The organism is Clostridia bacterium, assembly GCA_017438525.1.
Classification (GTDB): domain Bacteria; phylum Bacillota; class Clostridia; order Oscillospirales; family RGIG8002; genus RGIG8002.
The window spans coordinates 1-24,952 of record JAFRVI010000054.1 but is presented as its reverse complement, the minus strand read 5'-3'; the positions used below and the strand labels follow the sequence as shown (position 1 = coordinate 24,952).

The following is a 24,952-nucleotide window of genomic DNA, read 5'->3' as shown; positions in this document are numbered from 1 at the left end:
TATGGACTCTGACGGAATCATATCGCTTCTGCCGGCGCGGTTTCGCGGGGCGGCGGAGGCGCTGAAAAACGAATTATACGAGCTGCGCGTCTTCGCCGGAGGAGGCGTTTGGGCGGTCGCGAAAAGCGGCGTCAGACGCGTCGGAAGCATCGACCGCAGCGAGTTCCGTAAGCTATTTTCCGAGCTTTGCGGCGGCGCGCCGTACGCCTATGAAAGCGAGATAAAGCGCGGATACTTCACCGTCGGCGGCTGCCGGATAGGCGTATGCGGCACCGCGGTCGCCGAGGACGGAAAGATCGTTTCGGTCAAGGACGCGCGATCGCTGAACCTGCGCTTCGCGCGCGAGGTAAAAGGCGCGGCGGACGGGCTTTTCGCCGCGCTCGGCGGGAGCATCAGCGGCGGCCTGCTGCTCGCGGGTCCGCCCGCCTGCGGCAAGACTACCCTGCTGCGCGATCTGGTGCGGCGGCTCTCCGAAAGCGGGCGCAAGGTCTGCGTCATAGACGAGCGCGGCGAGATCGCCGCCGTCGCTGACGGATTCCCATCCGCCGACGTCGGGCCGCTGACGGACGTTCTGGACGGCTACCCGAAGACCTACGCGGCCGAGCTTGCGCTGCGCTGTCTTTCCCCCGACGTCATCGTATGCGACGAGGTCGGCGAAGGCGAAGCGGACGCGCTGATCGAATGCGCAGACTGCGGAGTCGACGTCGTAGCGGCGGTTCACGGGAACGAACGCTCCCGCCGCTTCAGGCGGCTCGCGGAAAGCGGCTGTTTCCGCCGCGCGGCGTTCTTCAAAGCCGGCGCGGTCGGAGTGATAGAAAGGGTGACGGTAATTGCTGACGCTTAGATTCGCCGCCGCCTGCGCCGCGGGCGCGGGAGTCTTCTGGTGCGGACTGCGGCGCAGCCGCCGCATATCAGCGCGCGCCGAAACCGCCGAGGCGCTCGCCGCCTCTGCCGGACGCATACGCTCCGCGATCATGCACCGCCACGCGCTGAAGCGCGAGCTTCTGGCGGAGCTGCCCTTCCCCTGCGGCGGCGACGAGGCCGCGCTGCTCGAATACCTTGACGGAGCGGACTTCCCCTTCGGCGAAAAGGAGGCGGAAAAGCTCCGCGCTTTCATATCCGCGCTCGGCGAAGGCACGCTCGAGCGGCAGCTCGCGCTGACGGACGACTTCCGCGACTTCTGGAAAGACGCCGCCGAAAGCGCGAAACGCGAAAAGGCCGAAAAAGGCCGCCTCTGCCTCTCGCTCGGCGGGCTCGGCGGACTTGCGGCGATCATCATATTAGCGTAAGGAAGGCAATTCGATGGACGTTGACCTCATTTTCAAGATCGCGGCGGTCGGGATAATAACCGCCGTATTAAATCAGCTCCTCGTGCGCTCCGGCAGAGAGGAACAGGCGATGCTGACGACTATCGCCGGCCTCGTGGTCGTGCTCGTCGTGATTTCGGGCGAAATCAGCCGTCTTTTCGCCATGATAAAGACGATGTTCGGTTTCTGATGAATATTTACACGGTCGCCGCGATCGGCGTCATCGGCGCGCTGATATGCGTTTTATTGAAGCAGTACCGGCCGGAGCTCGCGCTGCTTGCCGGAGTGGGAGTTTCGGCGTTTATTCTTTCCGGACTCATCGACGTCGCGCTCGACGCGATAAGCTTCTTCCGCGAGCTCGCGGACGCTTCCGGAATGTCCGCGCTCAGCGTGCGCACGCTGCTCAAATGCGTCGGCGTCTGCTTCGTCACGGAGTTCGCCTCCGACACCTGCCGCGACGCGGGAGAAAGCGCTCTCGCGGCGCGGGTGGAAACCTTCGGGCGACTCGCCGCCTTCGCCGTTTCGATACCGCTGCTGCGTGAATTCGCGTCGCTCGTCGCGGCGCTGATAAAGGGCTGAAATGAAAAGACGTTTATGCTTGACAATACTGCTCGCGGCTCTGCTCGTTCTGCTGCCCGCGCGCGTTCACGCGCTGACGGAGGACGAGCTCGTGCGCCGGCAGGAGGACGCCGCGGATACGGCTTCGGTCGCGGAGGCGGTGCCGGAATCCGCCGCGGACGCGCTCGAGGAGCTTGGGATCGACCCCGCGCACCCCGCCGAGGGAATGAAAAAGTTCACGATCAGCGCGCTGTTTGACGTCGTCAAAGACGGACTGCTCGGCGCGGTATCCGCGCCCCTGCGTTCGCTCGGTGCGATACTCGGCGCGGTGCTTATCGCGTCGGTCTTCGCGGACGAAAAGCGGCGCGTACTGCGTTCCGTATGCACCGCGGGCGCGGGGATCGCGGTCATCGCGCCGATCGCTTCGCTCGCCGCTTCCGCCGCCGCGACGCTGACGGAATGCTCGGTCTTTATGACCGCTTCCTTGCCCGTCTTCGCGACGCTGACCGTCTCGGGCGGGATGCCGGTCTCGTCGGGGTTCATGAACGCCGCTATGCTCGGGCTCTCGAACGCGCTTTCCGCGATCGGCGGCAAGGTGCTGCTTCCCGTCGCCTGCGCGTCGCTGGCCTTATCCGCGGTCGGCGCGTTCGCGCCGGAGCTGAAGACGGAAAAGCTCGCCTCAAGCGTGCGGAATTTCACCCTGTGGGGCGTCGGCGCGGCGCTGACGCTTTATCTGACGTTTATCGGCATACAGTCGGGCATCACGTCTTCCCTCGACGGGCTGACGCACAAGGCACTGAAGGTCACCGTCTCCGGCGCGCTCCCCGTCGTCGGCGGGATTATCTCCGACGCTTCGGAGACCGTCTTCGGCGCGGCGGAGCTGATACGCGGCGGCATGGGCGGGCTCGCGCTCGTCGTGATAGCCGTCGCCTTCGCGAAGCCGCTTTTCACCGCGCTCGTCTGGGCGGCGGCGCTTCGGCTCGCGGAGTTCGCCGCCGCGTCATTCGGGAGCGACGACGTCGCGGCTCTCACAGGCGCGGCGCGGAAAACGGTCACGGCGACAGCCGCGCTGCTCGCGGCCGCCGCGGTAGCGATTACCGTTTCGGTGGCGATACTCGTCAGATTGAAGGTGTGACAATGGAGGAATTCCGCATATACGCGACCGGCGTCGTCTTCTCCGTTCTCGCGGCGGGCGCGGTGTTTCTGCTGCTGCCCGCGAAGCAAGTCGCGAAGCCGGCGCGTATCGCCGCGGCGGTCGCGGTGCTGCTCGTGCTGACCGCTCCGCTGCTGAAGCTTTCCGGCGACTACCGTGATATAATCGCCGCCGCGGATACCGACCTGCCCCCGCATTACTACGACCTCGCGGAAACACAGCGCAAGCAGCGCACGGAGCTCGCGCGGGAGCGTTTTTCGCAATCCGTGCGCGATATTCTCGAAAGAAACGGCATAAGCCCGTCTGACGTGAATATATATGTTACGGAGAAAAACGGCGAACTGCAGCTTTACGACGTCGCGCTGACGCTCCCCTCCGACGTTACCGCCGCGGAGCGAAGTAAGGCGATGCGCGTGGTGACGGAGGTTTTCGGCGTCGAGCCCTCCGTTGAAATAGAAAGGTGAAAGCAATGTCGGATAAAAAGAAACGCGTCGTCGGCGTCGTCTCGGGCGCGAAGCTGAAGAAGGCGCTGAAATCGAAAAAAGGGCTCGCGGTCATAGCCGTCGCCGCGGTGGCGTGCCTGCTGTTTTTCTCGTCGTCCGGATCGGCGGCGAAGAGCGCGAAGCCGCCTTCGCCCGCGGAGACGTTTGACGCGGATGCCTACGTCGCCGCGCTTGAAAAGCGGCTGGAAAGCATCATCTCCTCCGTCAGCGGCGCGGGCAAAACGCGCGTTATGCTCACGCTCGACGGCTCGGCGGAATATTATTACCAGACCGACGCGAAGGAGACGGACGAAAACGACGGCGACGCGAAATACACGCACTCATCCGACTTCGACACCGTCGTCGTGAAAAACTCCGACGGCAGCGAAAGTCCGGTGCTCGCATCGTCGCTTTCGCCGCCGGTGACGGGAGTCGTGGTCGTCTGCCGCGGCGCCGGCAGCCCGGAGGTGAGAGAAAGCGTATACAACGCGGTAAGGGCGCTGCTCGGCATACCCGCGAACAAGATCTGCGTCCTGAAAATGAGTTAGCATTCGCCGTTCGGCGTCAGAAAAGGAGAATCACTATGTTCAAAAAGAAGAAATGGATCGTATTATCCGCGATGGTGCTCGCGCTCGGGACCGCGCTGTTCCTCAACTGGCAGTTGACGGACGCGGACGCCGCCGTCAGAGAAAACGACTCGCAGGAAGTCAAGGTCATCGGCGAAGCCGAGCTCGTCAACGGCACGGCGAACGGCAACTTCGACGAGTTCTTCTCGGCTGCGCGTATGCAGCGCGAGACGTCCCGCGCGAGCTCGCTCGAGATACTCGACGCGATAGCCGCGAGCGCGGACGTAGACGAAGCGTCGAAGACCGAAGCCGCGGAGGCCGCTTCCGCGATAGCGAGGCGCATCGAGGCGGAGGCGAATATCGAGAGTTTGATAAAAGCCAAGGGATTCGCCGAATGCGTCGTGATGATCGGCGACGACGGAGTCAAGGTGATGGTGCAGTCAGCGGGCCTCCTCCCCGCTGAAGCCGCGCAGATCGCCGAGATCGTCACGGGCGAGACCGGCGAGGAGCTCGCAAACGTCAGGATAGTCGAAGTGAAATAAGGCGAAGATATGATGAGAGCCGCTTCTACGGAAGCGGCTCTTGAGTTATATTGCGGACGGGCGATGCTCGTCCCTGCCGCCGAAGCGCCATACAAGCGCTTGTCATTCCGCGAGCTTCGCGGCGATGCGGAGCGCGCAGCGCGTCGGAAACGGACGGTCCGGCTTCGCGGCGGAGACGGCGCCGGCGAAGGTCATTCGAGTGCCGCGGCAAGCAATAGCGATAACATCTTTTTCATAATCTCTCCTTTCAGTTTTCGACGACGGTTTTCATCGAAAGACTGATGCGCTTCTTTTTGAGGTCGACGCCGAGCACGCGGACGGTCACGACGTCGCCGACGGAGACGACTTCGGACGGGTGCTTGACGAACTTATCGCTGATCTGCGAAACGTGGACGAGCCCGTCCTGGTGGACGCCGATATCGACGAAGGCGCCGAAGTCGATGACGTTGCGGACGGTACCCTTCAGCGTCATCCCTTCGCGCAGATCCTCCATCGCGAGCACGTCCGTGCGGAGCAGCGGCGGCGGAAGCTCGTCGCGTGGGTCGCGCCCGGGCTTCGCGAGCTCTTTGACTATATCCGCGAGGGTCGGTTCGCCGACGCCGAGCTCGGCGGCGAGCTTCGCGATCGACGCGGGAGTGAGCGACTCCGCGGCGGAGGCGGCTTTGCCTGCCGCGACGTCCGCGGGCGTGAGCCCGAATCGCTTCAGCAGCGCCTTCGCGGCGGCGTAGGATTCCGGATGCACGCCGGTGTTGTCGAGCGGGTCGGCGCCGTCCGCTACGCGCAGGAAGCCCGCGCACTGCTCGAACGCTTTCGGCCCGAGCTTCGGGACCTTTTTCAGCTCGCTTCTGGACTTGAAGCGGCCGTTCTCCTCGCGGTATGCGACGATATTTTTCGACAACGCGGGAGTGATCCCGGCAATGTGCGAAAGGAGCGCGGGCGAAGCGGTGTTGAGCTCCGCGCCGACGCTGTTGACGCAGTCCTCTACCACGCCGTCGAGCGCCTCGTCCAGACGCTTCGGCGGCATATCGTGCTGATACTGCCCGACGCCGATCGCCTTCGGCTCGATTTTGACGAGCTCGGCGAGCGGGTCCTGCAGGCGCCGCGCTATCGAAACGGCGCTGCGTAGCGTCAGGTCGAAGTCCGGCATCTCCTCGGCGGCGAGCTTGGACGCCGAATAGACCGACGCGCCCGCCTCGCTGACCACCATATACGACACTTTATTTGTCAACTCGTGAAGCAGGTTTGCGGTAAACAATTCCGTTTCTTTCGATGCCGTGCCGTTCCCTATCGCGATAATTTCAACGCCGTGCTTTTTGATGAGGTCTTTAAGTATACGCTTTGACTTTTCCGCCTGCGCCTCGCCGTGAGTGAGGTAGACGACGGAGGTGTCGAGCACCTTGCCGGTGCCGTCGACGACGGCAACCTTGCAGCCGGTGCGGTAGCCAGGGTCGAGCCCCATGGCAACCTTGCCCTTGACCGGCGGCTGAAGCAGCAGCTGGCGCAGATTCGCGCCGAAAAGCTTTATCGCGCCTTCGGACGCGGAGTCGGTCAGCTCGGCGCGTATCTCCCTCTCTATCGACGGGAATATCAGGCGCGAATATGAGTCCTCGCACGCCTCCGCGACGGCGGCGGCGCAGGGCGTTTCGCCTCTGACGTAAAGCGATCTTATCGAATTCAGCGGCTTCTCGTCATCCATGCCGATCGAGACCTTCAAAAAGCCCTCTTTTTCGCCTCTGTTGACCGCGAGGACGCGATGTCCGGCGACGTCGCGGACGGGCTGTGAGAAGTCGTAATACTGCTCGTAGACGCTCTCGGCGCTTTCGTCGGCGGCTTTGGAGTCCAGCCGCCCGCCGAGCATTACGAGGTTGCGAATGCGGCGGCGCACCTCGGCGTTGTCGGAAACGTCCTCCGCGATGATATCCTTCGCGCCCTGAAGCGCGTCTTCGGCGGTTTCGACTCCCTTTTCCGCGTCGATATACTTCGCGGCGAGCCCGAGCGGATCGGCGTTTCCGCTCTGCCCCGCGAGAAGCTCCTTCGCTAAGGGTTCAAGTCCCTTTTCCTTAGCGACGGAGGCGCGCGTTTTGCGCTTCGGGCGGAAGGGGCGGTAGATGTCGTCGATCTCGGCGAGCGTCGCGGCCTTGTCGAGCGCGGCGGAGATCTCATCGGTCATATTCCCCTGCTCCGTTATCAGCCCGCGCACCTCCTCGCGCCGCGCGTCGAGGTTGCGCAGGTAGGTCAGCTTATCCGCGATCTGACGGATGAGCTGGTCGTCCATCGTGCCGTGCGCCTCCTTGCGGTAGCGCGCGATGAAAGGGATCGTGTTGCCCTCGTCGAGAAGGGCGATTATGTTGCCGACGTATTCTTCTTTTACGTTGAACTGCTTTGCGATTACTTCGGAATAGTTCATTTATTTCTCCGCTTTCTGAAAACAGTATCTGAACGGCGACGCGAGGAGGCCGCTTGAATTATAAAGATTGTGTTCCGGCGCGTTGCGCCAGCCCATGGAAACGCCTGCCGCGTCCGGCGGCAGCTTGACGAAAACCGCGCCGTCGGCGATCGCGCACTCCGCGGGCGCCTCGCCCTCCGGCAGCAGCGCGTAAACGTCGCGCGGTGCGCCGTCGAAGCGCAGGCCGTCCGCGTGGGAGAAGGTCAGCTTCGCCTCCCCGTCCGCGACGGAGACGGCTTCGAGCACCGGGCCGCAGTATTCGACCCCGCGCCCGAACTGACGGCACAGGACGGCGTTCGCGAGCGCCTCGCCGACGCCGCGCTTCTTAGTCGGGTGGATGTTATCCGCCTCGCCGGTGTTGAAAAGCGTGACCATATACGTCTTGTCCAGCGTCTTCGACGCCTTCTCTATCCCTTCGCGTATGACCGCCCACGCGGGCTCGCTCTCCGGCTCGTTGAAGGGCATTATCTGCACGCAGTAAAACGGCAGCTCGTATCCGAAGCGTCCGCGCCAGTCGTTTATCAGCGCGGCGAGCATTTTGTCGTAGTTCCGCGCCTCCTCGACGCGGCGGTCGCTTTCGCCCTGATACCACAGCGCGCCCGCGAATGAATACGGGATAAGCGGCCGCAGCTTGTGGCGGTAAAGCCAGCAGTTTTGGTTGAACTTATATTCAAAAAAGTCGTTGTGCCGCACGGCGACGAGCGCCTGATACTCCGGCGTATTCACCACCTCCGGCGAGGTCCACGCGTCCACGGTGGAAGCGCCGATGCTACTGCATACGATCCCGACCGGAACGCCGGTCTCGGCGTTCAGCTTCGCCGCGAAGTAGTAGGCGACGGCGGAGAAGCCCTTCGACGCCTCTTTTCCGCACTTTTCCCAGCCCTTGAAGTCGAGCCACGGATCGAGGTTATCGTCCGGAAAATGCGGCTCCTTGAAGTATCTGACGGCGTCCGTTTCCGCGTACGCCTCCTGCCCGATCTCTCCGAGCATCAGCGCCATATTCGACTGCCCGGAAGCGAGGTAAACGTCGCCGACGAGGATATCGCGGATGACGGCTTCTTCGCCGCCGAGCGTGACGCGCATTTCATAAGGCCCGCCCGCGGAGGCCGCGGGAAGCGTCACGACGAAGCCGCCGTCGGCGGTGAAGCGGGTTTCGCGGCCGAGGAACTCGACCTTGCCCTCGCCTTTCCCGCTGCCGAAAACGCGTATCTCCTTATCGCGCTGCAGCACCATCCCGTCGCAGAATATTTCGGCTAATTTCATAATAACACCCCTTGCTTATCTATGCATATATTTTACCGCAAACCGCGCCCGAAGTCAACCGGAAACGCCTTTGCGAAAAAAAGCGGGATCCGTCGAAAAAACCTCTTGACATCCGGCGCGAATAGTGGTAGTTTTTCTATGTTAAAATCTCAAACGGACAGTGACGCGACCAATGCAGCCGACGGAAAAACCGAATATCGCACGAGCGACGAAGGCGTTTATCGTAAAATACGCCGTTATGTTCGTCGCTTTTATTGCGGCCGTTATCACGAGCGTCATCGTCCCGCCGGACGCCGAATACGCCCGCTACTTCGACTATAAGACGCTGACCTGCCTTTTCTGCGTGCTCGCGGTCGTATGCGCTTTGAAGAACGTGCGCTTCTTCTACCTGCTGGCGCGGAAGGCGGTGCATTTTTTCAGAAACGCACGCAAGTGCATACTCACGCTCGTCTATATCACCTTCATAGGCTCGATGCTGATAGCGAACGACATGGCGCTGCTGACCTTCCTGCCGCTCGGATACCTCGTATTGACGACGACCGGCAAAGAGAAGTATATGGCGTTCACATTCATAATGCAGAATATAGCGGCGAACCTCGGCGGTATGCTCACTCCCTTCGGCAATCCGCAGAACCTCTATCTATACACGAAGTTCAACATTCCCGCGACGGAGTTCATGAAGATAATGGCGCCGCCGTTCGCGGTATCTATCGCGCTGATAACGCTCTGCTGCGTCTTTTTCGTGCGCCCGGAGCGGCTGGAGGTACCGGATGAAAAGGTAGAGCTCGACCCGGTAAAAACGACGGTATATCTGGCGCTTTTCGCCCTCTCGATAGCGATAGTTTTCCGAGGAATACCCTATTGGATAGGGCTGATCGTCATTCCGGCGGCGCTGCTCGTCTTTGACAGAAAAGCGCTGCTTCAGGTGGACTATCCCCTGCTGCTGACCTTCGTTTTTTTCTTCGTCTTCGCCGGCAACATGGCGCGGATAGAAGCGGTGCGCGGTTTTTTCTCGTCGCTGCTCGACCGGAACACGCTCGTTTTCAGCGCGGCGAGCTGCCAGTGCATAAGCAACGTGCCATCGGCGATACTGCTCTCGCAGTTCACGGCGAACTACCCCGACCTGCTCGTCGGAGTCAATATCGGCGGCGTCGGCGCGCTGATCGCTTCGCTCGCGAGCTTGATAACCTTTCGCGAATACGTCAGGCACAACCCCGGAAAAACGTGGAGCTATATCGCGAAGTTTTCTGCGTTCAACTTCGGCTTCCTCGCGGCGCTGATCGCGTTCATGAGCGTGATAAAACTGCTGTGAAAAGAGAACAAAAAAGTAACGGCGCGTTTCAAGCGAAACGCGCCGTTATTATTACGCCTTTTATTATTTGCTAAGCTTCTCGTGGATGGCGGCGGCGGCTTTTTTGCCCGCGCCCATCGCGAGGATGACCGTAGCCGCGCCGGTGACGGCGTCGCCGCCGGCGTAGACGTTCGGCTTGCTCGATTCCATCGTCTCTTCGTTGACGATTATGCAGCCGCGGCGGTTGGTATCAAGTCCCGCGGTCGTGCTTCTGATGAGCGGGTTCGGCGTCGTGCCGAGCGCCATTATCACGGCGTTGACAGGAATGACGAAGTTGCTGCCCTGCTTCTCGACCGGACTGCGGCGGCCGCTTTCGTCCGGCTCGCCGAGCTCCATCTCGACGCACTCGATGCCGCTGACGCAGCCGTTCCCGTCGTCGAGCACGCGGACGGGGTTGGTCAGCATCTTAAAGTCGACGCCCTCCTCCTTGGCGTGGTGGACCTCTTCGACGCGGGCGGGCATTTCCGCCTCGCTCCTGCGGTAGATGATATAGACGTGATCGCTGCCCATGCGTAGCGCACAGCGGGCGGCGTCCATCGCGACGTTGCCTCCGCCGACGACGGCGACGCTGCCGCCGCGCTTGATTGGCGTGTCGTATTCGTCCTTGTACGCTTTCATCAGGTTGATGCGAGTCAGGTATTCATTGGCGGAATAGACGCCGTTGAGCGCCTCGCCCTCGATGCCCATGAACTTCGGGAGTCCAGCGCCGGTGCCGACGAAGACGGCGGAGTATTCGCCGCCGAGCAGCTCGTCGATCGTGACGGCTCTGCCGACGACGGCGTTGAGCTTGATCTCCACGCCGGAGGCCTCAAGCGCGTCGATCTCCGCCTTGACGATCTCCTTGGGCAGACGGAACTGCGGGATGCCGTAGACGAGCACGCCGCCGGCAACGTGAGACGCCTCAAAGATAGTGACCGAGTAACCGAGCTTCGCGAGCGCGCCCGCGCAGGTAAGACCCGCGGGGCCGGCGCCTACGACGGCGACCTTCTTGCCGTTGGGGGCGGCTTTTTCGCCGGCGTCTCCCTTGCCGAAGCAGTAGTCGGCGGCGAAGCGTTCAAGCCGACCGATGCCGACCGGCTCGGTCTTTATGCCGCGCACGCACTTGCTCTCGCACTGGTTCTCCTGCGGGCAGACTCTGCCGCAGACGGCGGGCAGCGCGTTCGTTTCCTTTATCTTCGCGTAAGCGCCCTCGATATCCCCCGCCTTGATAAGCGAGATGAAGTCGGGGATGCGCACGCCGACGGGGCAGCCGCTGACGCAGGGGCTGTTTTTGCAGTTGAGGCAGCGTTCCGCCTCGCCCATCGCCATTTCCATGGTGTAGCCGAGGGCGACCTCTTCGAAGTTTTTGTTTCTGACGTCCGGGTCCTGAACGGGCATCGGGCATTTGTTGGGTGTCATGTTTGCCATTATTTGCCTCCCATGCCGAGACGGCACTTATGCGCTTCGACCGCGGCCTTTTCCTCCGCCTTGTAGAAGCCGTTTCTCCTCATCGCCTCGTCGAAGTCGACAAGGTGTCCGTCGAAGTCGGGGCCGTCGACGCAGGCGAACTTCACTTCGCCGCCGACGGTGACGCGGCAGCCGCCGCACATCCCCGTGCCGTCGATCATTACGGTGTTCATGCTGACGATGGTCTTTATGCCGTACTCCTTCGTAAGCTTCGATACGAACTTCATCATCGGCAGCGGGCCGATGGCGATGACGGCGTCGTAGTCCGCGCCCTCCTCGATGTGCTTTTTCAGCTCGTCGGTGACGAAGCCCTTGTTGCCGTTGGAGCCGTCGTCGGTGGTTATGTAGAGGTTATCGCATACGGCGCGCATCTCGTCCTCGAGGATGACGATGCCGACGTTGCGGAAGCCCGCGATGATGTCCACCTTCGCGCCCATTTCGTGAAGCGCCTTCGCCTGCGGATACGCGATCGCGCATCCGAGTCCGCCGCCGATGACGGCGGCGCGCTTTATGCCCTCCAGCTCGGACGGTCTGCCGAGCGGGCCGACGACGTCGCGGAGGCAATCGCCCTCGTTCATTTCGCCGAGGCGCATCGTCGTGGCGCCGACCTCCTGGAATATGATCGAGACCGTCTGCCTTACGGCGTCGTGGTCGGCGACGGTGAGGGGTATCCTCTCACCGTGCTCGTCGATGCGGAGCATGATGAACTGCCCCGCCTTAACCTTAGCGGCGACGAGCGGCGCTTCTATCTCCATCAGCACCGTGTTTTCGTTCAGCCGTTGTTTTTTAACGATTTTGTGCATAGCCGTATTCCCCCAGAATAGTATCAATATATCTCACGAGCGCATCCTGCCACGGCGGGAGTCGCTTGAAGCCGGCGTCGTCAAGCGCCTGCTTTGACATACGCGAATTTTTCGGCCGTTTCGCTGCCTGCGGGCGCATTTGCAGGTATTCCTCCGTGCTGATCGGAAGGACCTTCACGTCCGCGCCCGCGGCGTCAAAGATCGCCTGCGCGAACTCAGCCCAGCTGCAGTACCCCTCGTTAGTGGCGCAGTAGACGCCGTATTTCTCCGTCTGCACCATATCCGCGAGCAGCACGGCGAGGTCGGCGGTGTAGGTCGGCGAGCCGATCTGGTCGTCGACGACGGTCAGTTCCCCCCGCGTTTCGCCGAGCTTCAGCATCGTGCGGACGAAGTTGCCGCCGTTGACGCCGAACACCCACGAGATGCGTACGATGAAGAGCTTATCCGTCTGCTCGGCAGCGCGGAGTTCGCCGAGGTATTTGCTCTCGCCGTATTTGTTTATCGGCGCTTTCGGGCTGTCGGGCGCGAAGGGTTCGCTCCCCTGCCCGTCGTAAACGTAGTCGGTGCTGATGTAGATCAGCTTTGCGCCGACGGATTTGCACGCCTTCGCGATATTGCCGGTGCCTTCGGCGTTGACGGCGAAGCAGAGCTCCGTCGCCTCCTCCGCCTTATCGACGGCGGTGAAGGCGGCGCAGTGCACGACCGCGTCCGGCGCGCAGGCGGTGACGTAATCCATTACCTGAGCCGCGTTCGTGAGGTCGAAATCCTCGATGTCGACGCCTTTGGCTTCTACGCCGCGCTTTTCAAGCTCCTTGACGACGTCGTAGCCGAGCTGGCCCTTGACGCCCGTGACCAATACTTTCATTTATATCGCTTCCTTATCTGCCGGAGTACATCTTTTCGTAATAATTCTTGTATTCGCCGTTGATGATGTTCTCCCACCACTTGCGGTTGTCGAGATACCACTGCACGGTGTATTTTATGCCGCTCTCGAAGTCGTGGGCGGGCTTCCAGCCGAGCTCGTCGACTATCTTCGTCGGGTCGATCGCGTAGCGCATATCGTGGCCGGGACGGTCGGTGACGTAGGTTATCAGCGACTCCGGCTTGCCGAGCTGTTTGAGTATCTCCTTGACGACCTCGAGGTTGGTCTTTTCGTTGTGGCCGCCGATGTTATAGACCTCGCCCACTCTGCCCTTATGTATGATAAGGTCGATCGCGGAGCAGTGATCCTCGACGAAGAGCCAGTCGCGGACGTTCTCGCCCTTGCCGTAGATCGGCAGCGGCTCGTCGGCGAGCGCGCGGGAGATTATCAGCGGTATGAGCTTCTCCGGGAAGTGATAGGGGCCGTAGTTGTTCGAGCAGCGCGAGATCGTCACCGGCAGCTTGTAGGTGCGGTGGTACGCCAGCACGAGCAGGTCCGCAGCCGCCTTTGACGCGGAGTACGGGCTGGAGGTGTGGATCGGCGTCGTCTCGGTGAAAAAGAGGTCCTTCCTGTCGAGCGGCAGGTCGCCGTAGACCTCGTCGGTGGATACCTGGTGATAGCGCTTGACGCCGTATTTGCGGGAGGCGTCCAGCAGCACCTGCGTGCCCATGACATTGGTCGCGAGGAAAAGCTCCGGCGTTTCGATCGAGCGGTCGACGTGCGACTCCGCCGCGAAGTTGACGACGATATCGAAGCTTTCCTTTTCGAAAAGCTCATAGACGGCTTTGCGGTCGGCGATGTCCGCCTTTACGAAGGAGAAGTTCGGGTTTTTCAGCGCCTCCTCGAGCGTTTCGAGGTTGCCGGCGTAGGTCAGCTTGTCGATGCAGACTATATTGTAGTCCGGGTGCTCCCTGAGCATGTAGTAGATAAAATTCGAGCCGATAAAGCCGGCTCCTCCGGTGACGAGAATCTTCATAACGTCTCCATTCCCCGCCTCAGCGGTTTTATTTGTTATAAATGAAGTTGCAGTCGCTGTCTTTGAGCAGCGGCGCTTTTCTGTCTTTTTCCGAAATTACCGGGTCGCCGTCAACCCACTGCCGCCAGTTGATGCCGATGTCGGGGTCGTCGAATTTGACGGAGCGGTCGCAGTCGGGCGCGTAGTACGCGTCCACCTTGTACTGCACCTCGACGTCGTCGGTCAGCGTCAGGAACGCGTGGCCGAAGCCCTTCGGCAGAAGCAGCTGGCGCTTGTTCTCCTCTGAAAGCTCGACGCCGACGTACTTCTTATAGTTCGGCGAGCCCTTGCGGAAGTCGACGGCGACGTCGATTATCCTGCCGCGCGTGCAGCGGACGAGCTTCGTCTGCGCCATGGGGTTCATCTGAAAGTGCAGGCCGCGGAGCGTTCCTTTCTGCGCGGAGTAGGAGTGGTTATCCTGCACGAATTCGACATCTATACCCGCTTCTTGCAAAACCTTTTTCGAGTAGGTCTCGGTGAACCAGCCGCGGTTGTCGCCGAACACTTTGGGCTCGATGATGAGCACGCCTTCAAGTTCCGTTTTGATTATTTCCATTAACAACGGTTCTCCTTCAGTCTTTTATCTTGCCCTCGGCGACGTTCATAAGATGCTTGCCGTAGGGGGATTTGCCGTATTTGCGGGCCGCTTCCTTCAGCGTTTCGACGTCGATCCAGCCGTTGTTGTAGGCGATCTCCTCGAGGGCGGCGATCTTAGTGCCCTGTCGGTTCTCGATGACGGAAACGTAGGAGGACGCCTCGAGCAGCGAGTCGACGGTGCCGGTATCCAGCCACGCGTAGCCGCGGCCGAGCAGCTCGACGTTGAGGTTGCCCTTTTCGAGGTATATGCGGTTGAGGTCGGTGATCTCAAGCTCGCCTCTGGCGCTGGGCTTCAGCGAAGAGGCGTATTCCGCGACCTTGTTGTCGTAGAAGTAAAGCCCCGTGACCGCGTAGTTCGAGGGCGGGTCCTTCGGCTTCTCGACGAGCGAAACGACCTTGCCGTTCTCGTCGAAGCCGGCGACTCCGAAGCGTTCCGGATCCTCGACGTAGTATCCGAAGATGGTCGCGCCTTCGGTGCGCGAAGCCGCCTTTTTCAGCAGCTCCGCAAGGCCGTTGCCGTAGAAGATGTTGTCGCCGAGTATCATCGCGCAGGTGTCGCCGCCGATGAACTCCCTGCCGAGAATGAACGCCTGGGCGAGTCCGTCCGGCGAGGGCTGCTCCTTGTAGCTCAGGCGCACGCCGTAGCTGCCGCCGTCGCCGAAAAGCTTCTGATAATTCGGCAGGTCGGTGGGGGTGGAGATGATGAGGATATCCCTTATCCCCGCGAGCATCAGCGTCGACAGCGGATAGAATACCATCGGCTTGTCATATACGGGCAAGAGCTGCTTGCTCGTCACCATCGTTATCGGGTAAAGACGCGTGCCGCTGCCGCCGGCAAGAATAATTCCTTTCATTGTGCGCTCCTTTTCAGAATTCTTTTGTATGCCAGGAAATGTAAAAACGGGAAATGCAGGTAGAGCAGCTCGTAGAACATGCGCCTGCCGAGTCCGCCCGGCTTCATATTCATGAAGTATTTGTGCAGCAGCGGCGAAAAGCGCTTGACCTGCTTGCATCTTTCGAGATACGCGATCGAAGCGTCGAGCCCGCCGCCGAGCGCGGAGTAGCCGCGGCACATACGCGCTCCGCGCAGGTGGTTCTGCTCGATGAGCGCGCGCCTGTATTCAAGGTAGCCCGCGTAAGAAGCGTCCCCGCGGCTCTGCCTTATGACGTTGCCGGCGTAGTCGGTAACAGTGCCGTAAACATTGCCCTCGTGGGCGCGGTAGTTCGTCAGCGCGGCGGGCATATAGATGATGCCCATCAGCTCCGCGGCGCAGAAGACGCTCACCCAGTCGTGAGCGAAAACGTCGCTCTTGAAGGGCAGCATCTTGCGCCTGACTGACGCGGTGAAAAGCTGCGAGCAGCCCGCGCAGAAGTGGCGGACGGCGCACGCCTTTATCGCTGTGCCGGAAAGCTTCGGGTAGCTTTTTTCCCTGAACCAGCTCTCCGAAATCACCTTACCCTCCGCGTCTATGCGGCGCATATCGGTGTAGGCAAGACTTTTGCCGGACGTTTTAAGCACCGAGAGCATTATCTCGAGTTTACCGGGCGCCCAGACGTCGTCCTGATCGGCGAACGCGACGTAGGGCGCGTCGCTCTGCGTCAGCAGGAACTCGAAGTTGCGGACGAAGCCGAGGTTGTGCGGCTGCTCGAAGAGTTTCACGCGGCGGTCGTTGCGCGCGTATTCGCGCAGGATCTCCCTCGTGCCGTCCGAGGAGGCGTCGTCGCTGACTATCAGCGATATATCGGAGTGCGACTGGCCGAGGACGCTGTCAAGCAGCGGCCTTAAAAACCGTTCTCCGTTGTAAGTCGCAAGTAATACGTCGACCTTTTCCATTACGTTTCTTCTCCGTTATCGTATGTAAAATGCAGTCTTATGATCTTCAGATCGTCCAGCGCGCTGAAAGTTGTTTTATCCAACTGCATATACTCGTATTTCGCCGCGGCGTAGCGCAGATAGCGCGAAATGTTCACCGCTTTGCCCGTCGCGTACTGCAGGTATTCCTTCACCGCCGCGTAGTCGCGTTTGCCGGCGAATTTGAGCGCGAGGAAGTCGCGGCGGTCCCTGACGGCAGCGACTATTTCCGCGCCTATCCCGGGTATATCGAGCTCGGCGTAATAGCCGCCGTTGCGGTAGAAATAATTGCAGGCGACCGCTTCGCTCTCCGGGTATTCCGCCCAGTCGTTCGGCTTATGGGACGCGGTCATCTCCTCGCTCGTCACGCAGAAGTAGCTGTATTCCGCGAGGCGTTCCTCCGCCTCCGGCTCGCCCCACGTTATATCGGTGTAATACCATTCGCCGTCGAGCTGAAGCGCGCTCCATTCGTGGTTGTATTTCTGCCCCGTTTCGGCGTTCGTCACGGTGCCGATAATTGAAGTCGCGAATACCCCCACCCTGCGCAGCAGGTACTGATACGCCGCCGAATATCCGGCGCAGACCGATTCGTGATTGACGAAAACGCTGACGATGCACTGACTGTCGTCTGTAAGCGGATCGTAGTCCTTGCGTTCAATGATAACCTCCGCGGTCTCGTTGTCGTATTCGGTGGTATCTATTATGTATTCGTATGCCGCGAGCGCCTTCTCGTAGTCGCTTCTGTCCCCGTACTCCTCCGCGAAAGCGGTGCAGACGGCGTCTATCTGCGCCGTCAGCTTCGTGACCTGCTCGCGTGTGTAGCGGTAGCGCGGTGTGTACCTGCCGCCCATATAGAGCAGCGGGATGAGGTTCTCGTCATAGTAAACACCCGAGTTCGCCACCCAGAACAGCTCCGGACAGTCCAGCAGCATCAGCTTGTTTATGCGGATCATATCCTTGACAGGGAGCGTCAGGCCGGTGACCTCTTCGTCCATACGCTGATATGCGGCGAGCAGCAGCCGGTAATTCAGCTTCTCCTCCTCGGTAAGCTGATCGTAATAAAACTTGCGCGTACCCGAAACGTCAATCACCGCTTCGCTCTGCGGAGTGGTAACGCGGCGCAGGAAAACAACGCCCCTGTTCACGAAGGAACAGCCCGTCGCGGCGACGAGCATCAGGGCCGCGACAAGTAACGCCGTCAGCTTTTTCGGAATCACGCTCATTGTTTCTCCTTATCAGAATATTATAACACCGGTCGACCGTTGTTTCAATAGCAACAGCGGCAAACGACGGAAAAACGCGCCGTCAGTACAGGTCGGCAACCTCCTTGATCTTTTCCGCGTACTCCCTTTTCAGCGACTCGGGCGCGAGCACCCTTACCATGCTGCCGCAGCCGAAAAGGAAGGCGAAAAACTGCGGGCTGATCTTCGCTCTGACGCGCAGCTCGAAGCTGTTTTCGTCGTGCTTCGACACGCGGCAGTTCTCGCCGAAGCGGTCGACGACGAGGCCTATGAGTGAGTTGTCAAACAGCAGCGCGACGTCTTCCTCCGGGCCGTTGAACATACGGAAGGTACTCTCCATATACTTGGCGACGTCGAACTTCGCAATCTTGTCGGACTTGTCGGCGGGCCTGTCGGAAACGCGCGGCTGCTCCATCTTGTCGACGCGGAAGTTCTTTATTATATCCTCGGCGGCGTCGTAACCGATCAGGTAGTAGTACTCGTCGTCCCACACCCGTTCACAGGGGGTTATCTCATAGTTTTTGCCGTTCCGGCGGAATGTGCGCTTGACGCGGCTCGTGCCGCCGAAGTCGAGCTTCCACTCGGTGTAGCGGAAGGTTATTGTCTTCCCCGCGGAGATCGCGGAGTGGATCGCGTCGACGTTGTAGAATATGCGTTCGTTGTGCGCGCGGACGCGGTTCGGGACGTAGACGACGCGTTTCAGCTCACCCGCGCGGTATTCGCCCGCGAGTGACGCGATCTTTTTGATGATGCCCTGCGACTTTTTCTCCGTCAGGAATTTCGCCGCCGCGACCGCGTCGACGAGCAGTTTCAACTCCGGCAGGTCAAAGTCGCGCGATACGAGGTAATAACCGGATTGTTTACCTTTAACGTTGACAATATCCATACCGAAGTCGCGCAAGCATTCGATATCATCGTATATGCTTTTGCGCTCGGCGGAAACGCCGTTTTTGTCAAGATACTGTATCAACTCATGAACGCTGACGGGATGCTCCTCATCCGAATAGCGCTCGAGGTAGTCTTTTATATAAAGCAGCTTCAGCTTCTGGTACGGGTTCTTCGGCATCGGAACGCTCCTTTCAGACCGCGTTTATCGGGCTCCCCTCAAGGAAGCTGCGGAGGTTCTCCTCGACCTTTTCCATCAGGCGCACGCGCGCCTCGTAGGTTCCCCACGCGGTGTGGGGCGTAATCGTGCAGTCTGCGCGGTTCAGCAGCGGACTGCCTCCGAACGGCGGCTCCCGCCTCATAACGTCGAGCAGCGCGTGGGATATCCTGCCGCTGTCGAGCCCGCGCGCGAGCGCCTCCTCGTCGACGACTCCGCCGCGCGAGGTGTTTATGATCACGCAGCCGGGCTTGCATTTCGCTATGAAATCGTCGCAGACGTAGTTTGCCGTTTCCGCGTTCAGCGGACAGCAGAAGGCGATGAAATCCGACCTCGCCGGAAGCTCGTCGCGCGAAACGAACTCATACGGGCAGTCCTTCTTCGTGCGGCTCGTGTAGATAACGCGCATACCGAAGGCGTCGGCGATCTTCGACACCGCAGCGCCGATGCTGCCCATGCCGACGACGCCGAAGGTCTTGCCGGCGAGCTCGTGGAGCGGCGTTTCGTAAAAGCAGAACTGCGGGCTCGCGGTCCACTTCCCCGCTTTTACGGCGGCGTTGTGCTCCGCGACGCCGTCGGTCAGCGAAAGGATCAGCGCAAATATGTGCTGCGCGACTGACATCGTGCTGTAGGCGGGCACGTTCGCGACAGTTATGCCGAGCGCGTGCGCGGCCTCCAGGTCGACGGCGTTCGTGCCGGTGCTGAGCAGGCCGACGTATTTCACCGTTTTCAGCCCGCGGAGTGTATCAGCGTCGAGCACGGTTTTGTTTATGATGAGCGCGTCCGCGCCTTCGCTGCGCGGGAGTATCTCCTCGCGCTTGCTGTAGTCGTAGACCTCGTATTCGCCGTATTTCGCGAGCCATTCCCACGAAAGATCGCCGGGGTTGGCGGAGTATCCGTCAAGCACTACCGTTTTCATTTTTACGCTCCTTCCGCGCGCGCCTGCGAAAGCATCTCCGCTGCGCTCTCTCTGGTGACGTCGGTTATCCTGCTTCCGCCTATGATGCGGGCGAGCTCCTCCACCCTGCCGGCTTCGTCGAGCTCTTTGACGGATGTGAAGGTACTGCCGCCGACGACGTTTTTCTCTATCAGAAGATGGCGGTCGGCGTAGGCGGCGATCTGCGCCAGGTGCGTTACCGCGAAGACCTGGCGGTCGCGGCTGACCTCCTTCATCTTTAACGCTATTTTGTCCGCAGCCCTGCCGCTGATGCCCGTGTCGATCTCGTCGAAGATTATGGTGGCAACGTCGTCCTTCTCGGCGAGGGCGGTCTTGATCGCGAGCATTATGCGCGAAAGCTCGCCGCCCGACGCGATGCGGATTATCGGCTTCGGCGGCTCGCCCGGGTTGACGCTGATGAGGAATTCGCAGGTCTCGGCGCCGCCGGAGAAGTAATCACACTCCGTCAGCTTCGCGTTGAAGACGACGTTCGGCATATCGAGGAACTTAAGCTGCGCGAGCACCTCGCGCTCGAATTTCGCGGCGGCGGCGCGCCGCTTTTCCGAAAGCGCGGCGGCGCGTGTCTTCAGCTCCGCGAAGACGGCTTCGCGCTCCGCTTCGAGCTTATTCAGCGCGCCTTCGTAATCGCTGATGAGCCCCAATTCCTCGCTGATTTTTTGGTAGTATTCCAGCACTGCGGCTTCGCTTCCGCCGTATTTGTGCTTCATTTTGTAGATGACGTCGAGGCGCTCCTCGACCTCGTCGATGTTCTCGCCACCGTCCATTGAGTCGAGGAAGGCGGCGACTCTGTCTGCGGCGTCGCGCAGCGAGAAGTAGACCTCCTCAAGCTTCGCGGCGGTCTCAGCGAGCTCGGACGAAACGGATGAAACGCCGTCGAGCAGGCGGCGCGAAAGGTAGACCGCGTCAACGGCGTTGAATTCCTCGCCGTCGCTGAGCTTTTCGCGCGCTTCGGAGAGCGCGGAAACAATGCGCTGACGGTTGAGTATCAGCGCCTTGCGCTCGTTCAGTTCGTCCTCTTCGCCGACGCGGATATTCGCCGCGGCGATCTCATCGCACTGGAAGGAAAGCAGTTCAAGCCGCTTCTCCCTGTCCGCGGATTTGCGGCGCAGGTCGTCTATCTTGTCGGTCAGCGCAGTGTATTCGGCGTATTTTTCGCCGTAGCTCTCAAGCTCGTGCGCGCAGTCGCCGATAGCGTCTATGTAGTCCATGTGCCGCTCCGGCAGCATGAGCAGGCGGCTGTCGTGCTGGCCGTGGATGTCCACGAGCGCGGCGGCGCAGCCGCGTAGCGTCGCGGCGACGACGGGCTTATCGTTTATGCGGCAGTAGCTTTTGCCGTCCGCGGTAACGTCGCGGCGGAAGAGCACCGCGCCGTCCTCCGCGTAGATGCCCGCTTCCGCGAGGAAGCGCAGCGTCGCTTCGTCAACGTCGGTGAAGACGGCGGAAACGGACGCCTTCGCCTCGCCGGAGCGGATCATGTCACGCGCCGCCCTGCCGCCGAGGATGAGGTTTATCGAATCGACGAGGATGGATTTGCCCGCGCCGGTCTCGCCGGTCAGCACGTTGAAGCCGGCGGAAAATTCCACGTCGGCGGAGCGTATCACGGCGATATTCTCTATGTGAAGCGAAGAAAGCATATGCTCCCTCCTTTCCGCGTGTCAGGATATCATTTCTTCCAGATCCATACGCAGCAGCTCCGCGCGCTCGTTGGTGCGGAGCACGACGAAGATCGTGTCGTCGCCCGCGATGGTGCCGACGATGTCGGGGTTCTTCATCGCGTCGATGAGTGAGCAGAGGGCGTTCGCCATGCCGGGATAGCTCTTGATGACGACTATGTTCTGCGCGATATCCGCCTTTATCATCGCCTCGTTGAAGAGCTTGGAGAACTTCTCGGGATTGCCGAGCGCGTCCTCCCTGCCGGAAACGCCGTAGGCGTATTTGCCGGACGGCGTGCGGACTTTGACGAGGTTCAGATCGTTGATGTCGCGCGAGACCGTCGCCTGCGTGACGTTGTAGCCCTCGTCGAGCAGCGCCCTGCGGAGCTCCTGCTGAGTGCTGATAGTGCGGCTTTCGATTATTTCGAGTATCTTGACGTGTCTGGTGGGCTTCATAAGCTTACCTCTCTTCCGGTCAATCTATACCGAATAGTTTTGTTTTTATCTTTTCGTAGAAGGACGCCCCGTCCGGCGTCAGCAGCTCAAGAAACTTATCCGAGCGGCGAAGCACGACGCATTCTCCCTCGCGGAGCGAAACCGGCGCGCCGCCGTCTACGGTCAGCATCGCCTCCCGCTCGTCGAGGCCGAAAACCTTCGCCGAAACCTCAGCCGTATCCGGCAGAACGACCGCGCGCGCCGCCAGCGTGTAGGGGCAGACGGGCGTGACGATCATCGACGATACCTCCGGCGCGACTATCGGGCCGCCCGCGGACATCGAATACGCGGTCGAGCCGGTGGGCGTGGAGATTATGACTCCGTCGCCGCGCACGGTGTATATTTCGCTGCCGTCGACAGCAATGGCTATATCGATTATGCGGGAAATGCCGCCGCGCGATATGACAGCTTCGTTCAGCGCATAGCCGGAGCTCAGCTCGCTTCCGTCGGTGCCGGTCAATTTCACTTCCAGCAGCATACGCTTCTCCCTGCGCGCGCTTTCAAGCAGACCTCCGACGCTGAACACGGCGGGCGCTTCCGGCGCGGTGAGGAAGCCCACTCTGCCGGTGTTCAGCGCGAGCACGGGAATCCCGCGCAGCGCGGCCTCCTTGCCGGCGTGGAGCACCGCTCCGTCGCCGCCGACGACAACACAGAGGTCGGCGTCTTCGCGCAGCCCCTCTTCCGTCACGACGGCCTCGTCACCGGACGCGAGAAGCAGCTCCCGCGCGCGGTTCGCGGCAAGACGGCTGCGCTCGTTATTGTTGCATACTATTAATGCTTTCATAATATCACCCGCCTATGATCTCCTTCAGCGAAGCCGCTATACCGGCTCTGTCGAGGCCGAGCGCGGCGAGCGCTTCTTTCACGGTGGAATGAGGAACGAATCTGTCATCGACGGCGCGGATGACGAACTCTCCGTTCCAGCCCGCCGCGGACAGCTTCGCCAGCATCTGTTCGGCGACGCCGCCGGTCTTTATGCCCTCTTCAAAAAATACTATCCTGTCATATTTCGCTATCCCGTCGGGAAGCTCGAGCGGCTTGATCCTGTTGAGCTTCAGCGTCGAGACGGGCAGATTCTCAAAGTCAATCGCGGCGCGCAGCTCGGAGTAAATACGTCCGTAGGTCACGGCGAGCACGCTCCCCCGCTCCGAGTATTCGTAAGGCGCTCCGGCGTAGGAATAGCCCGCGGGCTTCGTTCCCTCGCCGCCGCGCGGATAGCGGACGACGGAGGGCGCGTCGAGCGCGAGCGCTTCGCCGAGCATCGCGGCGAGTTCGTCGCGGAATGCGGGCGCGTAGACGGTCATTTCGGGAATACCGGTCAAGTACGCGGCGTCAAAAAGTCCCTGGTGGGTTTCGCCGTCCTCGCCGACGACTCCGGCTCTGTCGACGGCGAATACTACCGGCAGCTTCTGGAACGCGGCCTCTATCAGAAGCTGATCGTAGGCGCGCTGCAGGAACGCCGAATACACCGCGAACACCGGCTTCATACCCCGTGCGGCGAGCCCGCAGCAGAAGGAAACGCCGTGCTCCTCCGCGATGCCGACGTCGAAGAACCTGTCGGGAAACTTCTCCTTGAATGGCTTGAGGCCCGTTCCCGCGGTCATGGCGGCGGTAACGGCGCAGACGCGGTCATCCGCTTCCGCGAACGCTGTCAGCGCGTCACCGAACGCCGCGGAGAAGGTCTCGCCCGTCCCCTCGGCTACCTTGCCGGTGTCGACGTCGAAGCCGGAGACGCCATGGAAGCCCTCCGGCTCGGAGGCGGCGGGCTCGTAGCCCTTGCCCTTGACGGTCGCGACGTGGACGAGCACCGGCTTGTTCATCCGGTAGGCGCGTTTCAGCACCGCGACGGTGTCTTCTATATTGTGGCCGTCGATCGGGCCGAGGTAGTCGACGCCGAGACTCTCGAACATGGTGTTCGGCAGCAGCATCGCCCTGAGCATCCGCTTAATCCAGTTGAGGAACGCCAGAAACGGCCTGCCGAATATTCCCAGCGCCTTGAAGAAACGCTCAACGCGCTTCTTCGTGTTGTAATACGACATCCTCGTGCGCGTGCGGAGCAGATAACGCGCGAAGGCGCCGTGGTTTTTCGCTATCGAGCGCCCGTTGTCGTTGAGGATTATTATGAGGTTCTTTTTGGAATTGCCGATGCTGTTGAGCGCCTCGAAAACCATTCCGTTGGAGAAGGACGCGTCACCGATGACGACGACGGATTTAGCGTCGCTGCCCTTCAGCGCGTCGGCGGACGCCATGCCGAAGGCGGCGGAAACGCCGCTGCCGCTGTGTCCGGTCGCGTAGGCGTCGTATTCGCTCTCGCGCGGCTTCGGGAAGCCGGAAAGTCCGTCCTTTTTGCGCAGCGTGGCGAAACTTTCGGCCCTGCCGGTAAGGATCTTGTAGGCGTAGCTCTGGTGGCCGACGTCCCAGACGACGTGGTCCTTCGACAGATCGAGCACCTTAAGCAGCGCGACGGTCAGCTCCACGCAGCCGAGACTCGACGCGAGGTGTCCGCCGTTTTTGGAAACGGTCGCGATTATCGCTTCGCGCACCGCGTCCGCGAGGGCGGTCAGCTCCTCCTGCTTCATATCGCGCACCGCCTGAGGCATATTCAGTTTTGCGATGTCCGAAAACTGCATTTTACGTCCTATCTGTTTCTGTGAAGTAATTTATCGGTAAGCGTCAGAAGAAAACCTTTGTTCCCGAAGCCCGCGAGCGCGGCTTCGGCTTTTTGAGTGTATTCTGCGGCGAGCTTTTCCGCGGCGGCTCTTCCCGCGACGGCGATGAGCAAACTTTCCTCGCCGTCCGCGTCGAGAAGGTCGTCGCGGAGCTGGAACGCAAGCCCCAGATTGAGTGCGAAGGCGCGGAGCTTATCGAGCGTTTCGCCGTCCGCACCTGCTGCTATGCCTCCGCAGACTGCGGCGGCAACAAGCAGTGCGCCCGTCTTGCGTGCGTATATTTCGAGTATATTGTCAACCAAAATTGATGCGTCTTTGTTGACGAATTCATCCGCCTGCCCGAGCGCCATTTCGTAGGCGCAGTCGGAGATAACGCGCACCGCTTCCGCGCTGCCGCCCTCCGAAGCGACGGAAAACGCCTTCGTCAGCAGGCCGTCTCCGGCGAGAAGCGCGAGCGCCTCTCCGAAGGCGACGTGGCAGGACGGCCTGCCCCTGCGCTCGTCGTCGTCGTCCATGCACGGCAGGTCGTCGT

At 60.9% G+C, this 24,952-nt stretch carries 26 protein-coding genes; 9 read left to right on the top strand and 17 right to left on the bottom strand.

The genetic code is table 11. From position 1 onward, the window contains the following. Position 1: 1 nt before the first annotated feature. Genes tadA through IJL83_05465 form a run of 8 tightly spaced genes read left to right on the top strand, consistent with a single transcriptional unit; the run spans position 2 to position 4,608 of the window. Entirely contained in the window at positions 2-844 is an 843-nt protein-coding gene (gene tadA, locus IJL83_05500; protein ID MBQ6553051.1) for a Flp pilus assembly complex ATPase component TadA, read from the top strand. Next, positions 831-1,289 (top strand): hypothetical protein, encoded by a 459-nt coding sequence (locus IJL83_05495; protein ID MBQ6553050.1) that lies wholly within the window; start codon positions 831-833, stop codon positions 1,287-1,289. The genes tadA and IJL83_05495 overlap by 14 nt, the downstream gene beginning before the upstream one ends. Positions 1,290-1,302: 13 nt before the next feature. Beyond that, positions 1,303-1,497: a stage III sporulation protein AC gene (gene spoIIIAC, locus IJL83_05490; protein MBQ6553049.1), complete on the top strand. Its 195-nt coding sequence runs from the start codon at positions 1,303-1,305 to the stop codon at positions 1,495-1,497. Next, complete coding sequence (locus tag IJL83_05485) at positions 1,497-1,886, top strand: stage III sporulation protein AD (GenBank protein ID MBQ6553048.1); 390 nt, start codon at positions 1,497-1,499, stop codon at positions 1,884-1,886. The genes spoIIIAC and IJL83_05485 overlap by 1 nt, the downstream gene beginning before the upstream one ends. Before the next feature lies 1 nt (position 1,887). Continuing rightward, positions 1,888-3,000 (top strand): hypothetical protein, encoded by a 1,113-nt coding sequence (locus IJL83_05480; GenBank protein ID MBQ6553047.1) that lies wholly within the window; start codon positions 1,888-1,890, stop codon positions 2,998-3,000. 2 nt (positions 3,001-3,002) lie between these two features. Beyond that, positions 3,003-3,482 (top strand): stage III sporulation protein AF, encoded by a 480-nt coding sequence (locus IJL83_05475; GenBank protein MBQ6553046.1) that lies wholly within the window; start codon positions 3,003-3,005, stop codon positions 3,480-3,482. A gap of 5 nt (positions 3,483-3,487) precedes the next feature. Next, complete coding sequence (locus tag IJL83_05470) at positions 3,488-4,048, top strand: hypothetical protein (GenBank protein ID MBQ6553045.1); 561 nt, start codon at positions 3,488-3,490, stop codon at positions 4,046-4,048. A 35-nt stretch (positions 4,049-4,083) separates the two neighbouring features. Continuing rightward, positions 4,084-4,608, top strand: a complete 525-nt coding sequence (locus IJL83_05465; GenBank protein MBQ6553044.1) for a SpoIIIAH-like family protein — start codon at positions 4,084-4,086, stop codon at positions 4,606-4,608. A 247-nt stretch (positions 4,609-4,855) separates the two neighbouring features. Here IJL83_05465 and IJL83_05460 read toward each other — a convergent pair whose 3' ends face one another. Beyond that, positions 4,856-7,015: an RNA-binding transcriptional accessory protein gene (locus IJL83_05460; protein MBQ6553043.1), complete on the bottom strand. Its 2,160-nt coding sequence runs from the start codon at positions 7,013-7,015 to the stop codon at positions 4,856-4,858. After that, complete coding sequence (locus tag IJL83_05455; GenBank protein ID MBQ6553042.1) at positions 7,016-8,317, bottom strand: hypothetical protein; 1,302 nt, start codon at positions 8,315-8,317, stop codon at positions 7,016-7,018. A gap of 172 nt (positions 8,318-8,489) precedes the next feature. Between IJL83_05455 and IJL83_05450 the strand changes: the two genes are divergently transcribed. After that, positions 8,490-9,629 carry a citrate transporter gene (locus IJL83_05450; protein ID MBQ6553041.1) on the top strand — a complete coding sequence of 380 codons (1,140 nt, stop codon included), beginning with the start codon at positions 8,490-8,492 and terminating at the stop codon, positions 9,627-9,629. Between the two features lie 63 nt (positions 9,630-9,692). Here the strand turns inward: IJL83_05450 and gltA are convergent, their stop codons facing one another. From gltA to IJL83_05375, 15 genes are all read right to left on the bottom strand, one after another. Next, positions 9,693-11,075: an NADPH-dependent glutamate synthase gene (gltA, locus tag IJL83_05445; protein MBQ6553040.1), complete on the bottom strand. Its 1,383-nt coding sequence runs from the start codon at positions 11,073-11,075 to the stop codon at positions 9,693-9,695. Beyond that, positions 11,075-11,917, bottom strand: coding sequence for a sulfide/dihydroorotate dehydrogenase-like FAD/NAD-binding protein (locus tag IJL83_05440; protein MBQ6553039.1), 843 nt, complete (start codon positions 11,915-11,917; stop codon positions 11,075-11,077). Before IJL83_05440 ends, gltA begins: the two co-directional genes overlap by 1 nt. Further along, entirely contained in the window at positions 11,901-12,782 is an 882-nt protein-coding gene (gene rfbD / locus IJL83_05435; protein MBQ6553038.1) for a dTDP-4-dehydrorhamnose reductase, read from the bottom strand. The genes IJL83_05440 and rfbD overlap by 17 nt, the downstream gene beginning before the upstream one ends. Positions 12,783-12,795: 13 nt before the next feature. Beyond that, positions 12,796-13,815 (bottom strand): dTDP-glucose 4,6-dehydratase, encoded by a 1,020-nt coding sequence (rfbB, locus tag IJL83_05430; protein ID MBQ6553037.1) that lies wholly within the window; start codon positions 13,813-13,815, stop codon positions 12,796-12,798. Positions 13,816-13,843: 28 nt separating this feature from the next. Beyond that, positions 13,844-14,410, bottom strand: coding sequence for a dTDP-4-dehydrorhamnose 3,5-epimerase (gene rfbC, locus IJL83_05425; GenBank protein ID MBQ6553036.1), 567 nt, complete (start codon positions 14,408-14,410; stop codon positions 13,844-13,846). 16 nt (positions 14,411-14,426) lie between these two features. Beyond that, positions 14,427-15,305, bottom strand: coding sequence for a glucose-1-phosphate thymidylyltransferase RfbA (gene rfbA, locus IJL83_05420; protein ID MBQ6553035.1), 879 nt, complete (start codon positions 15,303-15,305; stop codon positions 14,427-14,429). Next, positions 15,302-16,285 (bottom strand): glycosyltransferase, encoded by a 984-nt coding sequence (locus IJL83_05415; protein ID MBQ6553034.1) that lies wholly within the window; start codon positions 16,283-16,285, stop codon positions 15,302-15,304. Before IJL83_05415 ends, rfbA begins: the two co-directional genes overlap by 4 nt. Beyond that, positions 16,285-17,526, bottom strand: coding sequence for a hypothetical protein (locus IJL83_05410; GenBank protein MBQ6553033.1), 1,242 nt, complete (start codon positions 17,524-17,526; stop codon positions 16,285-16,287). The genes IJL83_05415 and IJL83_05410 overlap by 1 nt, the downstream gene beginning before the upstream one ends. Positions 17,527-17,608: 82 nt before the next feature. After that, positions 17,609-18,610: a WYL domain-containing protein gene (locus IJL83_05405; GenBank protein MBQ6553032.1), complete on the bottom strand. Its 1,002-nt coding sequence runs from the start codon at positions 18,608-18,610 to the stop codon at positions 17,609-17,611. 13 nt (positions 18,611-18,623) lie between these two features. Next, a complete protein-coding gene (locus IJL83_05400; protein ID MBQ6553031.1) occupies positions 18,624-19,565 on the bottom strand; it encodes a D-2-hydroxyacid dehydrogenase in 942 nt (313 codons plus the stop codon). A 2-nt stretch (positions 19,566-19,567) separates the two neighbouring features. Further along, positions 19,568-21,238 (bottom strand): DNA repair protein RecN, encoded by a 1,671-nt coding sequence (gene recN / locus IJL83_05395; GenBank protein MBQ6553030.1) that lies wholly within the window; start codon positions 21,236-21,238, stop codon positions 19,568-19,570. A gap of 21 nt (positions 21,239-21,259) precedes the next feature. Further along, positions 21,260-21,712: an arginine repressor gene (argR, locus tag IJL83_05390; GenBank protein ID MBQ6553029.1), complete on the bottom strand. Its 453-nt coding sequence runs from the start codon at positions 21,710-21,712 to the stop codon at positions 21,260-21,262. 19 nt (positions 21,713-21,731) lie between these two features. Continuing rightward, on the bottom strand, positions 21,732-22,535 hold the full coding sequence (locus tag IJL83_05385) for an NAD(+)/NADH kinase (protein ID MBQ6553028.1): 804 nt from the start codon (positions 22,533-22,535) through the stop codon (positions 21,732-21,734). A gap of 4 nt (positions 22,536-22,539) precedes the next feature. After that, positions 22,540-24,381 carry a 1-deoxy-D-xylulose-5-phosphate synthase gene (locus IJL83_05380; protein ID MBQ6553027.1) on the bottom strand — a complete coding sequence of 614 codons (1,842 nt, stop codon included), beginning with the start codon at positions 24,379-24,381 and terminating at the stop codon, positions 22,540-22,542. An 8-nt stretch (positions 24,382-24,389) separates the two neighbouring features. Next, positions 24,390-24,952, bottom strand: a 563-nt coding sequence (locus IJL83_05375) for a polyprenyl synthetase family protein (GenBank protein MBQ6553026.1), incomplete at its 5' end; no start/stop codon positions are given.